At 41.1% G+C, this 15,551-nt stretch carries 13 protein-coding genes; 2 read left to right on the plus strand and 11 right to left on the minus strand.

Annotated features, from left to right (window positions below; all coding sequences use genetic code 11):
• Positions 1–166: 166 nt before the first annotated feature.
• From sulP to plsB, 3 genes are all read right to left on the minus strand, one after another.
• A complete protein-coding gene (sulP, locus tag CF596_RS06620; protein WP_096901603.1) occupies positions 167–1,891 on the minus strand; it encodes a sulfate permease in 1,725 nt (574 codons plus the stop codon).
• A gap of 118 nt (positions 1,892–2,009) precedes the next feature.
• On the minus strand, positions 2,010–2,321 hold the full coding sequence (locus tag CF596_RS06625) for a metalloregulator ArsR/SmtB family transcription factor (protein ID WP_004973501.1): 312 nt from the start codon (positions 2,319–2,321) through the stop codon (positions 2,010–2,012).
• A 191-nt stretch (positions 2,322–2,512) separates the two neighbouring features.
• Entirely contained in the window at positions 2,513–5,017 is a 2,505-nt protein-coding gene (gene plsB / locus CF596_RS06630) for a glycerol-3-phosphate 1-O-acyltransferase PlsB (RefSeq protein WP_096901604.1), read from the minus strand.
• A gap of 242 nt (positions 5,018–5,259) precedes the next feature.
• On the opposite strand from plsB, the gene cysK reads away from it, so the two are divergent.
• Complete coding sequence (gene cysK / locus CF596_RS06635) at positions 5,260–6,258, plus strand: cysteine synthase A (protein ID WP_096901605.1); 999 nt, start codon at positions 5,260–5,262, stop codon at positions 6,256–6,258.
• A 180-nt stretch (positions 6,259–6,438) separates the two neighbouring features.
• Here cysK and CF596_RS06640 read toward each other — a convergent pair whose 3' ends face one another.
• Entirely contained in the window at positions 6,439–7,047 is a 609-nt protein-coding gene (locus tag CF596_RS06640) for a TetR/AcrR family transcriptional regulator (protein WP_004973506.1), read from the minus strand.
• A 438-nt stretch (positions 7,048–7,485) separates the two neighbouring features.
• Between CF596_RS06640 and CF596_RS06645 the strand changes: the two genes are divergently transcribed.
• Positions 7,486–8,655, plus strand: coding sequence for a thiolase family protein (locus CF596_RS06645; RefSeq protein ID WP_096901606.1), 1,170 nt, complete (start codon positions 7,486–7,488; stop codon positions 8,653–8,655).
• 99 nt (positions 8,656–8,754) lie between these two features.
• Here CF596_RS06645 and pcaD read toward each other — a convergent pair whose 3' ends face one another.
• The 7 genes from pcaD to benC all read right to left on the minus strand — a co-directional run bounded on the left by pcaD (position 8,755) and on the right by benC (position 15,460).
• Entirely contained in the window at positions 8,755–9,534 is a 780-nt protein-coding gene (gene pcaD, locus CF596_RS06650; RefSeq protein ID WP_096901607.1) for a 3-oxoadipate enol-lactonase, read from the minus strand.
• 71 nt (positions 9,535–9,605) lie between these two features.
• The gene (gene pcaF, locus CF596_RS06655; protein ID WP_070155120.1) at positions 9,606–10,811 is read right to left on the minus strand and encodes a 3-oxoadipyl-CoA thiolase; all 1,206 of its coding nucleotides are present in this window, start codon (positions 10,809–10,811) and stop codon (positions 9,606–9,608) included.
• A 138-nt stretch (positions 10,812–10,949) separates the two neighbouring features.
• Complete coding sequence (locus CF596_RS06660; RefSeq protein ID WP_096901608.1) at positions 10,950–11,603, minus strand: 3-oxoacid CoA-transferase subunit B; 654 nt, start codon at positions 11,601–11,603, stop codon at positions 10,950–10,952.
• Between the two features lie 22 nt (positions 11,604–11,625).
• Positions 11,626–12,312 (minus strand): 3-oxoacid CoA-transferase subunit A, encoded by a 687-nt coding sequence (locus tag CF596_RS06665; protein ID WP_096901609.1) that lies wholly within the window; start codon positions 12,310–12,312, stop codon positions 11,626–11,628.
• A 27-nt stretch (positions 12,313–12,339) separates the two neighbouring features.
• Positions 12,340–13,560: a benzoate/H(+) symporter BenE gene (gene benE, locus CF596_RS06670; protein ID WP_096901610.1), complete on the minus strand. Its 1,221-nt coding sequence runs from the start codon at positions 13,558–13,560 to the stop codon at positions 12,340–12,342.
• 59 nt (positions 13,561–13,619) lie between these two features.
• Positions 13,620–14,405 carry a benzoate diol dehydrogenase BenD gene (gene benD, locus CF596_RS06675; protein ID WP_096901611.1) on the minus strand — a complete coding sequence of 262 codons (786 nt, stop codon included), beginning with the start codon at positions 14,403–14,405 and terminating at the stop codon, positions 13,620–13,622.
• A gap of 38 nt (positions 14,406–14,443) precedes the next feature.
• Positions 14,444–15,460 (minus strand): benzoate 1,2-dioxygenase electron transfer component BenC, encoded by a 1,017-nt coding sequence (gene benC, locus CF596_RS06680; RefSeq protein ID WP_019837573.1) that lies wholly within the window; start codon positions 15,458–15,460, stop codon positions 14,444–14,446.
• Between the last annotated feature and the right edge of the window lie 91 nt (positions 15,461–15,551).

Consider the following 15,551-nt stretch of genomic DNA (forward strand, 5'->3'; position numbering starts at 1 on the left):
CATGTGCTTAAAAATAATTTTGATATAAAAGTTAAGTCTATATTTTTAAAAGTGATATTTATTAAACTGTTTAAATTTCAGCAAGATAAAAGTACTCATTGATCAAAAAGTATGTGTGTTGAACATCCAGTTTTAAAGATAAAATTAAAGATCAATTTCTTGATCTTTAAGTCAGTTCAGGCGCAAGCTCTTGCATGGCTAAATAATGTGAAAAAAAAACTTTTCCATTTAAATGCTGCAAAAGTTTTGAGTGTTGTAATTTGTCCATTACCGGGCCTTTAATTTCAGAAAAATGCAGACAAATATTCAATTTTTTTAGTTCAAGATTTAAATCTTCCAGCATTTCGAGTGCGCTTAAATCAATACTGCTAATACTCGAACAATTCACCACTACATGCTTTAACTGAGGGTTTTGGCTGACTTGATTAATAAAAAAGCCTTTTAAAGTATTGGCATTTAAAAAGGTTAGATTTTCATCAATTCGCATGGATAGCACGTGTGGCGCGGTACGCACTTGATGCCGCTGAATATTACGAAAATGTTGTGTGCCTTCAAGTAAACCAATTACCGCAATATGTGGTCGGCTAATACGCCACAACATTAGAATAAAGGTGGACACAATTCCAATAATTAAACCTGTCGAAATATCAATCAATATGACGCCAAAGAACGTCACCCACATGGCTAGACCATCGGCTTTGGAATAACGCCAAGTTTCTTTAAAAGACTGAAACTCGACTAGTTTCCAAATTGAAACAATAATGGTTGCAGCCAAAACAGCCAGAGGTAAATCTTGGAAAAATCCCGTGAAGTATAAACTGACAATAACAATCACAATGGAGGTAAACACACCTGCCATGGGTGTTTTTGCACCTGCATCGGCATTCACGACGGTACGCGACAAACTGCCTGTGACGGGAAAAGAAGAGCTGACACCTGCGCCAAAATTGGCTAAACCGAGTGCAATGAGTTCCTGATTGCTATTTAAGTGACTGCGCTGTTGTAAGGCGGTGGCTTGTGCAATAGACAATGATTCTACAAAACTGATCATGGCAATCATGGCTGCGCCCGGAAGAAGCTGCAGAACGAGTTGTGTATTCCATTTAGGGAGATGAATAGGCGGGAATCCTGAAGGAATTTCTCCCACAGTTTTAATTCCGACTTGTTGCAAATGCAATGAATAAACCAAAGCAATCGAACCGATCACCAATACCAATGGCAAGGCTTTTAAGATAAAACCATTCCCTCGAACACGTTCACGAATGGCATTACTGTTGATGATTTTAGGGGCGTAAATTAGAAATAAAATGGCAGCAACACCCAAGAGCACGCTATAAAGATGGGTTTGTCCCACATATTGCCAAAAGCTGTATAAGAACTCGGGTAAGTTATTGGCTTTAAGGGGGATGTCTAAAAGAAATTTAAGCTGTCCAATCGCAATCATTAATGCAGAGGCAATAATGAAGCTTTTAATAACAGGATGGCTAATGAGTTGAATTAAAAAACCGAAACGAAAAACACCTAAAAGTAGTGAAATAATGCCGACCATCAGGGCAAGTAAACAAGCTGCTTGAATATAAGCTGCCGAGCCGACTTCAAATAAAGGATTGAGCGTCGCAAAGGTCATCATAGAAATAATGGCGACTGGGCCAATGGACAAGGTTGGGCTGCCACCAACCAAGGCGTACATGATCATGGGGATCACGCTCGCGTATAAACCCATGACAGGAGGCAAACCTGCAAGCATGGCATAGGCCATTCCTTGAGGTACCAACATGGAAATGACAATAAACGCAGACAGCAGATCAGATTTCAATGTTTCTGCATTGTATTTTCGCAGCCATTGCCAAGCAGGCAGTACACGAGCCAAACGTGAATTGAAATCTGACATACTGAAATCTAAATCATAAATTTAGATATATTATGAACAAAAAATGCTAAGAAGTCTTTGAAATAGCAGGAGAGTATTCAAGTTTTATGGTGATGCCTGATAATACAGGCATTATCATTTAGACCTGCGGGCAATAAAGTGCATAGAGGGTATTAAGTACCTGCACCATTTTTTCATCTTTAATTGAATAAAAAATTTGCTTGCCATCACGGCGGGTATTCACCACATCACTTTTACGCAGCATCATTAATTGTTGCGATAAAGTAGGCTGATGAATTTGAGTTATTTCTTCAATTTGCGATACGTTTAATTCTTGTTGAGATAAATGACAAAGAATTAAAAGACGGTCACTATTCGCCAAAGATTTTAAAATTCCAACAACGGTATCCGCAGATTCACGCATTGATGTGATTTCAAGACCATCGTTCATTGTTTTATTCTCTTAATTTACAGCTAACCCAATATATATTAGGCGGGAGTGGAAGATAAATTATATAACATAAATCATTATTTATATATGAGAACAAGTATCATTTAAGAAAAGATATCAGCCAATCATAAATAATGGGCTGATATTCTAATCAAAAAGTTGATAAAAAAGTGGCTGAGTTACAATAAAACCTATTTTTTCACCTGTTCAAAACTTTTTAATTCTTTCTCACTAAATTCACTCGATGCAGCTAATAACTCGTGAATTTCTGGGTTATACCAAGCAAAGTATTCAGACATTTTGGCACTAAAAGTATCATCTAGGCTTATCTGCGCAGCATTGTGTTGCAACAAGGCTTGCTGATCTAAACTGCTGATAAAACTTTTTAAGGTGGCACTATCAAAATAATATGCAGACTTAAATTGTGCAGAATCTGCAGCGCGTTGTAATACGGTTTTGGTCATTTTTTCCAAAACTTTCAGATTTAAAGGGATGTGTGCGCTATAACGCTGCAAAAGCCCTTGAATCAATACGAAATTATTTAAACTTGGTTTTGCCAGTTCAGCTAAGGCATAGAGTTCATGCTGTGTAGCTGGGTTCGGCTGTAATTGCAGATTTGCTTCTGTAACCCAATTTTGCTGAATAAAGTACGCCACAATTTTTTCGATTTCTTGAGAAAGTTCTTGCGCCGTCCATGCCAAGAAAAACTCTTGCTTCAAATATGGATAAATCGCCTGCAGTTTTTGCATTAAATCTGCGCATGATAATGCTAAATTTTGTTCATTAAACTGCTGCACAATTAATGCTACACACGCAGGCAAAATAAAGCAGTGCAAAATATTATTGCTAAAATAGCTCAATAAGATTTTTTGGCTTTCTGCGACTCGAATCTGTTCTACACCATCTTGGTTATAACGCTCAACTTGTTTAAGTTTTAGCGCATATTCAATAATTTCTTGTGGATTTAAACCCGTAATAATCATACGTGGGTCGTAGCACAATTGTTTGAGCAAACGTCGATATTGTTCAATTCGGGCGAGCAGCTCATCTTGTTTCAATGCATGCTGATCGGCATTTAATAAAATCAGAGAGATGAGGGCGATTGGGTTAATCACCACCGCTTTATTGATATTTTCCAAGATTGCATGCGCAGTATGATCTACCGTGTGAATCACAGAGGTCGGTAGTTCATCATTTATGTTCAGTTTTACATCGCGTGCTTGGTTGGCAGTTAAAACATCATCTAAAAATACAGGTTCGCCAAAGTTGACATAGACCTGACCAAAGACTTTTTCAATTTTACGGGCAGAGTTTAAAATACCCCATAAAGATTCGGCTTCTTTCGGTTTGCCGTTTAATTCATTTAAATAAGATGTGCCTTCAATCAGTTTTTCATAACCAAAATACGTTGGAATAAATGCAATTGGTTTGGTTGCTCCGCGTAAATGGCTTTGAATGGTCATCGACAACATGCCTTTTTTCGGCGGTAACAATAAACCTGTACGTGAGCGTCCACCTTCAATGAAGTATTCGAGTGGGGTGTTGCGTGACAATAAACTGTGTAAATATTCTTTAAATACCGAGGTGTATAATTCATTGCCGCTGAAAGTACGGCGAATAAAATACGCACCTGCACCACGCATTAATTGACCCACAATTGGTAAATTTAAATTAATACCTGCTGCAATATGCGGCACCATCAAGCCACGATTAAAAATCACATAAGACAGCAACAAATAGTCGATGTGGCTACGATGACAAGGGGTATAGACGATTTCATAGTCTTTGGCGAGTTCGCGTACCGTGTCAAAGTGATGCACTTCAATGCCATCATAGAGCTGTGTCCAAAGCTTGGTCAGTGCCAGTTCAGCAAAACGCAAAGTCGAATAAGAAAAGTCCGATACAATTTCAGTTAAATAGCTTTTAGCACGGTTTTCTGCTTCAAACATACTGACTTTTTGTTCGATACTTTCTTTACGAATAGCTTGTTGTACTGCTTCACTTTTCATCAACGCATGAATCAAATTACGGCGGTCAGATAAGTCTGGGCCTAAAATCGCTTCTTTGTGTTGATTAAAATTGTGTTCCAGATGTTGCTCAATAAAGTGCGCAGGCGATAAGTGTGGTTGTTGTTGTGTGGCTTGTTCAATAAGCTGACGTAAGGAAATTGCTTTATGAAACTCGATGTAGTTATCACGTGAATAGAGCGAAATATTAATGGTTTGTTTAAGCTTGTTTGGCGTAGACCATGCATCGGCAAATAATGCTTTAAACCAAGAGTCTTCGTATTCGGGTGAACGTCCCCAAAGTACAGTTACGGGAACTAACAACACATCATGTTCAGGATGTTGCTCTAAGGTTTCAATGAGTCGAATCAATTTAGCAGAGTAGTGATAAGCACTGTGCTGTGGGTTTTTCTCACGCAAGACCAAAATGGAATCGTCTTCCTGATGCTCGGCAATGTTTAAAGGCGCATACACAGAAGGTAAACCACGAGATTGCGTCTGCTGATCAATCAATACGGTATTGCTGAGAGAGGCATCTTGCAGCACATAACAAAATTGTGTTTTTTCAGAGCTTTGTGCAACACGATGTTCTAATTCTGCAGTCGTGCCTAATACTTGTGGCGTCACAATCTTATCTAAGATTTTTTTAGTGAAATTACGATAAAGCTGACTGTAACGTTTATTAGACATTGCATTCCCTACATTTTGTTATGTGTTGCTATTGTCAAAAAATAAATAGCGAATTTCAAACCCAAGTGCCGAGAAAATCGACAATTAAACTGAGGTCGTCATCTCTTTATTCTAATTCGCATTTTGTTGAAAGCTAATCATATTTTTGTATAAAACAATTTTCGTGAAACATCGGCAAAAATTTTATAAAAAGGTATGATAATTTAAATTTTGTTTATATAGATATAACTTAGGGAATAATCATGACCACAGATGCAGCTTTTTCAACACCAGCAAATTTAGGGATTGCCGTATATAGCAATAATGCAGAAGCGATTGGTAACACGCCATTGGTACGCATTAACCGTTTAATTTCTGGCGATGCAACGGTTTTAGCCAAAGTGGAAAGCCGTAACCCTGCATTTTCTGTGAAATGCCGTATTGGTGCTGCTTTAATTGCCGATGCTGAAAGACGTGGCGTGTTAAAAGCAGGTATGCATATTGTAGAACCGACCAGCGGTAATACAGGAATCGCTTTGGCATTTGTAGCTGCAGCAAAAGGTTATGAGATTACACTAACGATGCCTGCAAGCATGAGTATTGAGCGCCGTAAGGTGTTGAAAGCGTTGGGTGCAAATTTGGTGCTGACTGAGCCTGCAAAAGGTATGAAAGGCGCGGTGGATGAAGCAGAGCGTTTGGCAACCGAACATCCTGAAACTTATTATTTGCCGCAGCAGTTTAATAACCCTGCCAATCCGCAAATTCATGAAGAAACCACAGGCCCAGAAATTTGGGCAGCAACAGGCGGCAAGGTCGATATTCTTGTTGCAGGTGTAGGTACAGGCGGTACGATTTCTGGTATTTCGCGTTATTTCAAAAAGGTAAAAGGTCAGGCATTGCATACTGTTGCAGTCGAGCCTGCTGAATCTCCAATTATCGCTCAGGCCAAGCGTGGTGAAGCCATTACGCCTGCACCACATAAAATTCAGGGGATTGGCGCTAACTTTATTCCAAAAAACCTAGATTTAGATTTGGTGGATGAAGTGATTGCGATTGAAAGTGCTGAAGCAATTGACTGGGCGCGTAAAACAGCAACCCAAGAAGGTATTTTAGTCGGTATTTCAAGTGGTGCAGCAATGGCTGCTGCTGCAAAATTGGCGGCACGTCCTGAAAATGCAGGTAAAAATATTGTGGTGATTTTACCTGACAGTGGTGAGCGTTATTTATCTTCAGTATTATTTGAAGATATTAGTGCAGAATGATGTGTCTTTAGACAGTCAAAAGAATTTGAAAAATCCCAAAGTTTGAACTTTGGGATTTTTTATTTAGAGAATAAATTTATGAGGTGAGTTAATACGTTCTGAAAAGCAAATTTCTTTCTACTTAGACGCTAATATTTAGCGGGATCAGCAATGAATCCAACGAAGCTAACTATGTAAAAATCAAACAATCGCAGATACTTTATCTGGCGTCATCAGTGCTTGATTAATATATAGCTTGATTAAGCGTTCACGTGACCCAATAGCTTTTTGATAATGGGTAGAATTGAGTAATAACGACGCACCATAAGTTACTGTCCAAATATAAGACAGATAATCACGGATCGACATCGCGCTGTTAAAGGACTCTAAATAGGCTTGGGTGATGTCCTTAATTTCTAAAATACGCTGCTCACGAATATCGTATAACTGTTCAAACAATTCATTTAGTTTACGTTCATTATTGGTTAAGCGTTCTTCAATTGAGTGCAGCAAAATCGTACGGTTGGAATTAAGCATGTTATACAGCATGTACTGCGAAACATAAGTTTGAAAGTTATGGTGATACTGTTTGGAAATATCCAATAAACGCTGTTCATTTAAAATAATTAACTCTAAATAGAGCTGATTTTTACTTTTGAAATATTTATAAATTGTGCCTTTGGCAATATCTAACTCTGCAGCCAACTCACTTAATGTAATATCATTATGATTTTCCAGTAATAAAACCTCAGCCATTGCCAAAATTTTCTCTTTACGACGTCGGAAATTTTCTTGGCGTAGAGTCGTCATCAATCAATATTCCAATTACAACCAATTAAGCATGTTGGAGTCTAGTGCAGTTTGAGCAACTTGAAAATAGCACCAAGGTCTTGAAAAGGTAAGTTTTAACGTATGTTCATCAGTGAACCAATGAATTTAAAAAATATCATGTGAAAAATAGCACAATCCATAAGCCAAATCGGTTGTCAATAAAACTGAACCAAACAGGTCATTTTAGTGAAATAAAATTGGATTTCTAAAACTTTTATTCTATTTTTCATAAGCAAGGCCTAAAAGTCTAAGATCAATCAAGCATAGCAATTCAGCACTTTGCGAGATTGCAATGCTCATCTTTTGATTTACATTTAACGTGAATTACTTGCTAACTCACAGGGATGTTATTTGTAATTTTAAAAAGCATGGCTTTTACGGTAATCACTTTAAAAAGACGGTAATAAGGGACTAAAAATGATTGTAATTGTAGATGCTGTACGTACCGCAATGGGCGGCTTTCAAGGTTCACTGGCAAGTTGTACAGCACCCGATTTAGGCGCGGTTGCAATTCAACACGCAGTTGCACGTGCAGGTTTAAGTGGGACTGACATTGATGAAGTAATTTTTGGTTGTGTATTGCCTGCAGGTTTGAAGCAAGGCCCTGCACGTCAGGCGATGCGTCAAGCGGGTTTACCCGATAGTACAGGTGCAACCACCATCAATAAAATTTGTGGCTCTGGCATGAAAGCTGTTATGCAGGCAGCCGATGCTATTCAGGCAGGTTCAGCGCAGATTGTGGTCGCTGGCGGTATGGAATCTATGTCGAATGCGCCGTATTTGCTAGATAAAGCACGTGCAGGTTTCCGTATGGGACACGGCAAAGTCACAGACCACATGTTTCAGGAAGGTTTAGAAGATGCTGAAACAGGCTTGTCGATGGGCGTGCTGGCGCAAGACATGGCAGACAAGAAAAACTATACCCGTGAGCAGCAGGATGAATACGCAATTCGCTCTTTAAACCGTGCGGTAGAAGCCATTCAAAACGGTTATTTTAAAAATGAAATCGTGCCTGTCACTGTTCATTCACGTAAAGGTGATGTGATTGTCGATCAGGATGAACAACCGTTAAATGCCAAAGTCGATAAAATTAGCAGTTTGCGTCCCGCATTTAAAAAAGATGGCACGATTACAGCCGCCAATGCCAGCTCTATTTCAGATGGCGCATCTGCTCTGGTGATTACATCAGATGTGGTTGCGGCAGAGCGTGGCTTAAAACCGCTTGCAAAAGTTGTGGCATACGCGACACATTCACAACATCCTTCTGAGTTTACTCTTGCTCCTGTAGGGGCGATTCAAAAAGTGCTAGATAAAGCAGGGTGGTCGGTTGCCGATGTAGATTTGTGGGAAATTAATGAAGCCTTTGCCATGGTAACCATGCTTGCGATAGATGCTTTTGATTTAGACCCTGCCAAAGTGAATATTCAGGGTGGTGCATGTGCTTTGGGGCATCCTCTAGGTTCTTCAGGTTCACGTATTATTGTGACGCTCATTCATGCATTGCAACGTATAGGCGCGAAAAAAGGCGTGGCATCTTTATGTATTGGCGGTGGTGAAGCCACAGCGATTGCGGTGGAGTTAGTTTAAGTCCAGCTCGTCTAACTGCAGATTCATCTATAAAAAATAGAGTTCTCGAAAGAACTCTATTTTTTTAACTTTTAACTTATTAACAATAACAATGAAGTTTTATGCTTGGATAAACTGCTTCACTGCTTGGTTAAATTCATTTGGCAATTCTACGTTAGAAATGTGCGATGCATTGATTTCAAACAATTGGCTATTGGCAATACGTTCAACCATAAATTGACCATCGACAACTGTTGTCACAGGGTCTTGCTGACCTGCAACCACTAAAACAGGCACAGTGATGTCTTTAAGTTGTTCACGTACATCCGCTTTAGCCAAAGCTTCGCAACAGCTCGCATAACCTTCGGCGCTGCCAGCTGCCAAGTCGTTTTGAAGATTGTTGACCACTGTCGCGTTGCTTTGGATAAAGGGTTCAGTAAACCAGCGTGATGCTGCAGTCGAAGCAATCGGTTGTAAACCTTGTTCACGTACCAATGCGGCACGGTCATTCCAAGCCTGTTCTTGACCAATTTTTGCCGCAGTATTACACACCACCACCTGATTAAAACGTTCAGGGCGATGAATCGCTAACCATTGACCTGTTAAACCGCCCATAGAAATACCACAGAATGCCGCTTTTTCAACATTTAAGTGATCGAGTAGATTTACAACATCTTGACCCAATTGATCAATGCTATATGGACCTTGCGGAGCTGATGATGCACCGTGACCACGTGTGTCGTAGCAAATTACAAAAAAGTCTTGCTGGAAAAAATCAATCTGTGCTTGCCACATTTTGAAGTTTGTACCCAGCGAGTTTGAAAAAATCAGTGCAGGTTTTGTAGCATCACCAAAAGTTTGGTAATTGATTTGCGCATCATTTGAGGTAAAAGTTGGCATTTTTTTTTAAATCCTTAATCTTATAAATCCCCCTAAATCCCCCTTTATGAAAGGGGGACTTTTAATGAGGATTAAACACGTTCAATAATCAAAGCAATACCTTGACCAACACCAATACACATTGAACATAAACCGTATTTACCGCCAGTTTGTTCAAGTTGGTTCAGTGCTGTAGTGACTAAACGCGCACCAGATGCACCAAGTGGGTGACCTAAAGCAATTGCACCACCGTTTGGATTGACTTTCTCTGAACCATCTTCAATGCCTAAGTCACGAGTACATGCTAATGCTTGTGCAGCAAAGGCTTCGTTCAGTTCAATCACGTCCATTTGTTCAATGGTCAAACCTGTTTGTGCCAACAATTTTTTGATTGCAGGCGCAGGACCAAAGCCCATAATACGTGGTTCAACACCAACAACAGTTGAAGCAATGATTTTGGCACGTGGTTTTAAGCCGTGTTGTGCAACCGCTTCTTCAGAAGCAATCAGTAGGGCAGCCGCACCATCGTTAATACCTGACGCGTTACCTGCAGTCACAGTACCGTCTGCTTTTACCACTGGCTTTAATTTTGCCAATGCTTCTGCTGTGGTTGATGCACGTGGATGTTCGTCTGCAGCAACAACGACAGGCTCGCCTTTACGTTGTGGAATTTCCACTGCAATAATTTCTTTGTCAAAGAAACCGCGTGCTTGTGCAGCAGCAGTACGTTGTTGGCTGGTTAGAGCAAACAAGTCTTGATCGGCACGGTTAATATTGAACTGTTCCGCTACATTTTCAGCAGTTTGCGGCATAGTTTCTACGCCGTACATTTCTTTGAGTTTCGGGTTAATGAAACGCCAGCCCATTGTGGTGTCTTCAATTTTTTGACTACGACCATAAGCAGATTCTGATTTACCCATCACAAATGGAGCGCGGCTCATTGATTCAACACCACCTGCAATAATCAGGTTTGCTTCACCTGCTTTAATTGCACGTGCGGCCATTGCAATTGCGTCTAGCGATGAACCACATAAACGGTTTACAGTGGTTGCTGGCACTTGGTACGGTAAACCTGCTAAAAGTGCAGACATACGACCCACGTTACGGTTGTCTTCACCTGCTTGGTTGGCACAGCCGTAAATCACGTCATCAACTTGTTCCCAGTTTACAGATGGATTGCGTTGCATAAGTGCTTTGATCGGTAATGCGCCTAAGTCATCAGCACGGACTGGAGCTAAACCACCTGCATAACGACCAAATGGGGTACGGATGGCATCGACGATATATGCGTTTTTCATATTTTATTTTCCAAATATCTTAATCTCTCCCAACCTCCCTTTAAAAAAGGGAGGAGATTCCCACCTAAAATTACTTGATGGAAGTCCCCCTTTGAAAAAGGGGGATTTAGGGGGATTAAAAATTATATTTAAAGACGATTAAGCCTGAGTCGCATCAATCAGCTTTGCACCAGTCAATGACTGTAATTCTTCAAAGCTCAAGCCTTCAACTTTTTCAAGAACTTTCATACCTTCAGGAGTTACGTCAATCACACATAAGTCAGTGTAAATGCGGTCTACACATTTCAAGCCAGTTGCTGGGTAAGTCAATTCAGCCACGATTTTTGGTTCACCTTTTTTGGTGACGTGATCGGTTGTGATAAAGACTTTTTTCGCACCAACGGCTAAGTCCATTGCGCCACCAACAGCAGGAATCGCATCTGGCGCACCTGTGTGCCAGTTTGCCAAGTCGCCTTTTTCAGCCACTTGGAATGCACCCAATACTGCGATGTCTAAGTGACCGCCACGCATCATGGCAAAAGAGTCACCATGATGGAAGAATGAGCCGCCTGTTAGCATGGTCACGAATTCTTTACCTGCGTTGATTAACTCAGGGTCTTCTTCACCTGCAGGAGGTGGTGGACCGAAAGCCAATAAACCGTTTTCAGAGTGTAAGAATACGTCTTTGTCTGAAGGCAGGTAGTTTGAAATTTTAGTTGGTAAGCCAATGCCGAGGTTGACATAAGCACCGTCTGGAATGTCTTGTGCCACACGTTCAGCGATTTGATCACGTGTTAATTTGGTATAGCTCATGATGTTCTCCTTCACGTGACAGTTATGCAGATTGTTCAGGTTGTTTTGCGCCAACGGCAACAACGTGCTGAACGAAAATACCCGGAGTGATGATGTGTTCAGGATCTAACGCGCCTAACTCAACCACTTCAGAAACCTGTGCAATTGTCACATCGGCAGCCATCGCCATGATTGGGCCAAAGTTACGTGCAGATTTACGGTACACCAAGTTACCCCAACGGTCGCCTTGCTGTGCTTTAACTAAAGCAAAGTCTGCGCGGATTGGGTTTTCTAGTACGTAGTCTTTACCTTCATAATTTAAGGTTGGTTTGCCTTCTGCAAGTAAAGTACCAAAACCTGTAGGGGTATAGATTGGACCTAGACCCATACCTGCAGCCTGAATACGGCATGCCAAGTTACCTTGCGGCACCAGTTCAAGCTCGATTTTGCCTGCGCGGTAAAGTTCATCAAATACCCAAGAGTCAGACTGACGTGGGAATGAACAGATAATTTTACGTACCGCGCCAGCTTTTAGCAGTTTCGCTAAACCGTAGTCACCATTACCTGCGTTGTTGTTTACAATAATTAAATCTTTGATGCCAAGTTCAATCAAACCATCAATGAGTTCCGCTGGCTGACCTGCGGTACCAAAACCACCAATCATGATGGTTGAACCATCTTTAATTTGCGAAAGGACTTCTGTTAAAGAAGTTTGACTTTTATCAATCATAATGTGTCCTAGACAATTGCCTGTCCATTAACTTTTGGAACTTTGAGTTGAAGGTAGGGGTGCTGCTGAGCTGTCGCGTTTGGTTAATACCCAATGTGCGATCAAACCAATACAGATACCCCAAAATACAGAACTTAGCCCTAAAAACTGCATGCCAGAGGCGGTTGCTAAAAAGGTGATGAGGGCTGCATCACGCTGTGATTCTTTACTCATTGCAACTGAAATATTGGTGGCAATTGCACCTAAAAGTGCAAGTCCAGCCAACGCTGCAATCAGTTCTTTGGGCAATAGGCTAAATAGCATGACGATGCTACCCGCAAATAACCCACCTAAAATATAGAAAATACCGTTTGCAACACCTGCAATATATCGCTTTTCTTTCAGTTCGTGCGCATCTTTACCTAAGCATAATGCTGCAGTAATAGAGGCAAGTACAATGGTAATTCCTCCTACACATGCAACGGCAAGAGAAGCGATACTGGTCGCACTAATAATAGGCTTAGCAGGCATGTCATAACCGCTAATTTTAATAATTGCCATGCCCGGTAAAAACTGTCCAGACAAGCTGACTAAAATTAAAGGTAATGCCAAGTTTAAGGTTGAATTCCACGTCCATTCAGGAACAATAAACTGTGGAATTGCCAAACTAAAATTGGTGGTGACAGGGTTAATTTTACCGAGCATTAAGCTGAGTATAATGCCTGCAGCAAGCACCCAAATCATGGCATAACGTGGACTAAAACGCTTTGCCAATAAAAATACCGCTAGCATCCCAAATACAATGTATGGCAGGGTATCGGTTGCAGTAAATAAGCCTAAGCCAAATTGAACCAAAATACCTGCCATCATGCCTGCTGCGACTTCTTGCGGAATCCAAGACAGGAGTTTGTCAAAATAACCTGTGATTCCAATCAAAAAAATCACCACAGCAGAGGTGATGTAGGCTGCAACTGCTTCATTTAGGGTAATATCGGGAAACAGTGTGACCAGCAATGCGGTACCGGGTGCAGACCAAGCGGTGACCACAGGCACTTTGTATTTAATGGACAAAAAGATACCTGCGACAGCAGCACCAATAGAAATTCCCCAAATCCATGAAATCATCATGTCTGGGGAAACTTGGGCTTGCTGTGCCGCTTGGAAAAAGATGATCAATGGCCCTGAATAGGAGATCAGCACTGCTAAGAATCCTGCAACAGTGGCTGAAATTGACCAGTCATTTTTTAAAGTTTGGAACAGGTGACTCATTGACGATTTGCCTCCTTGCGTCAAGCAATGATCCTGTTGAAGTTGGTCATGATCTTGGCTTAGCCCTGATCACCACCACCTACAGGTACAACGGTACCTGTCATGTACGATGACTCATCAGAAGCAAGGAACAGAATCGCATTCACTTGTTCCTGAATGGTGCCATAGCGACCCAAGAAGGTACGATCAATGGTTTGATCGACCACTTGTTGCATCCACTCTTTTTCAGATTCTGAAAGTGGGTTGGCATTACGTGGCACTTTACGTGGTGGCGCTTCTGTACCGCCAGTTGCAATAGCATTCACACGAATACCATCTTTGGCATGTTCAAAGGCGAGGGAAGCGGTTAAACCGTTTACACCACCTTTAGACGCCGAATATGGCACGCGGTTAATACCACGTGTTGCAATTGAAGATACGTTTACAATGGTACCTTTCTGGTTTTTCACCATTTCAGGCAATACTGCGCGGCAGCACCACATAGTAGGGAACAATGAACGATTCACTTCTTTGATAATTTCTTCTTCAGAAAATTCTTCAAAAGGTTTCATCCAAATTGCACCGCCTACGTTGTTGATGAGCACATCAACACGACCATAGGTTTCAAGTGCTTTAGCAACCACAGATTCTGCACCTGCAAAAGTTTCAAGGTTGGCTTTTACGGTTACTGCATCGCCACCGTGTTCTTCAATTTCGGCCAACACTTCTTCTACATAGGGAGAAAGGTCTGCCACAACCACTTGGGCACCTTCACTCGCCACTTGTAAAGCCACACCGCGACCAATGCCTTGAGCGGCACCAGTCACGATTACAACTTTGTTTTCAAATCTTTTTGTGCGATTCATTTTATTCTCCGACTGCGTTTATTGAATGTCTAACAAACTTAGTTGGCAGAGAATTTTTCAAATAGGAAGCTTGCAGGTTTAACACCTTCTGCATCTAACCAGCCACGTACCGCTTCTACCATTGGCACTGGACCACATAGGTAGATGTCTACATCACCACCGTTGAGCCATTCGTTTTCGATATGGCCAGTCACGTAACCTTTACGCTCGTGTGCAGATTCTGGATTTGCCACTACAGTGCGGTACTCGAACCAAGAGAATTTTTCTTGTAGTTCGTTTAATTTTTCAATTGCAACCAAGTCAAAGTCATTGGTCACACCAAAAACTAAACGTACAGGGTGCTCAGAACCTTTTTCTTCAAGTACTTGCAGCATAGACATAAATGGTGCGATACCTGTACCACCTGCTAACATCACTACAGGGCGTGCTACATTACGTAAGTAGAAGCTACCAAATGGACCCGTAAAGGTCATTTTGTCGCCAGCTTTGGCATTTTGGCTTAAGAATTCGCTCATTTTGCCGTTTGGTACGTTACGTACTACAAAACCAGTTAAGCGGTTACCAGGCTTAGAGCTGAAAGAATATGAACGGGTTTCTGTTGTACCAGGAATACCCACATTCACATATTGACCTGCAAGGAAGTGAATGTCTGGTTGACCTTCATCTAACTGAATATCAAAGGTAATCGTCGAGTCAGATAAGTTTTCAACACGTGCTAATGTACCTTCAAATGCATGAATTTCAGTTTTACATACATCAGAAGTGGCTTGAATTTGGAATACTGCGTCTGAAGTTGGTTTACATTGGCAGGCAAGAATATAGCCTTGTTCAGCTTCTTCTGGTGTCAATGCATCTTCAATATAAGTTTCTTCAGGCATGTCATACGAACCTGATTCACAAAACGCACGGCACGTTCCACATGCACCGTCACGGCAGTCCAAAGGAATATTGATCTTTTGACGGTAAGCTGCGTCTGACAGTGTTTCACCATCTGTAACAGAAATAAAACGTGTAACGCCATCTTCAAATTGAAGTGCAACATTGTGGTTTGACATGGCTGAATATCCTATATAAATCTTTGAAACTAGACCTTTCAGCCAAGATTCCATCTGGCTGAAAGGTTTTTACCTTGCTGTAAATGAATAC

This window comes from Acinetobacter sp. YT-02 (assembly GCF_002412355.1).
GTDB classification, from domain to species: Bacteria; Pseudomonadota; Gammaproteobacteria; order Pseudomonadales; family Moraxellaceae; genus Acinetobacter; species Acinetobacter towneri.

Excerpts from the sequence above, each read along its gene's own strand:
- sulP (WP_096901603.1), bottom strand. The coding sequence starts at position 1,891 with ATGTCAGATTTCAATTCACGTTTGGCTCGTGTACTGCCTGCTTGGCAA.
- CF596_RS06625 (WP_004973501.1), bottom strand. The coding sequence starts at position 2,321 with ATGAACGATGGTCTTGAAATCACATCAATGCGTGAATCTGCGGATACC.
- plsB (WP_096901604.1), bottom strand. The coding sequence starts at position 5,017 with ATGTCTAATAAACGTTACAGTCAGCTTTATCGTAATTTCACTAAAAAA.
- cysK (WP_096901605.1), top strand. The coding sequence starts at position 5,260 with ATGACCACAGATGCAGCTTTTTCAACACCAGCAAATTTAGGGATTGCC.
- CF596_RS06640 (WP_004973506.1), bottom strand. The coding sequence starts at position 7,047 with ATGACGACTCTACGCCAAGAAAATTTCCGACGTCGTAAAGAGAAAATT.
- CF596_RS06645 (WP_096901606.1), top strand. The coding sequence starts at position 7,486 with ATGATTGTAATTGTAGATGCTGTACGTACCGCAATGGGCGGCTTTCAA.
- pcaD (WP_096901607.1), bottom strand. The coding sequence starts at position 9,534 with ATGCCAACTTTTACCTCAAATGATGCGCAAATCAATTACCAAACTTTT.
- pcaF (WP_070155120.1), bottom strand. The coding sequence starts at position 10,811 with ATGAAAAACGCATATATCGTCGATGCCATCCGTACCCCATTTGGTCGT.
- CF596_RS06660 (WP_096901608.1), bottom strand. The coding sequence starts at position 11,603 with ATGAGCTATACCAAATTAACACGTGATCAAATCGCTGAACGTGTGGCA.
- CF596_RS06665 (WP_096901609.1), bottom strand. The coding sequence starts at position 12,312 with ATGATTGATAAAAGTCAAACTTCTTTAACAGAAGTCCTTTCGCAAATT.
- benE (WP_096901610.1), bottom strand. The coding sequence starts at position 13,560 with ATGAGTCACCTGTTCCAAACTTTAAAAAATGACTGGTCAATTTCAGCC.
- benD (WP_096901611.1), bottom strand. The coding sequence starts at position 14,405 with ATGAATCGCACAAAAAGATTTGAAAACAAAGTTGTAATCGTGACTGGT.
- benC (WP_019837573.1), bottom strand. The coding sequence starts at position 15,460 with ATGTCAAACCACAATGTTGCACTTCAATTTGAAGATGGCGTTACACGT.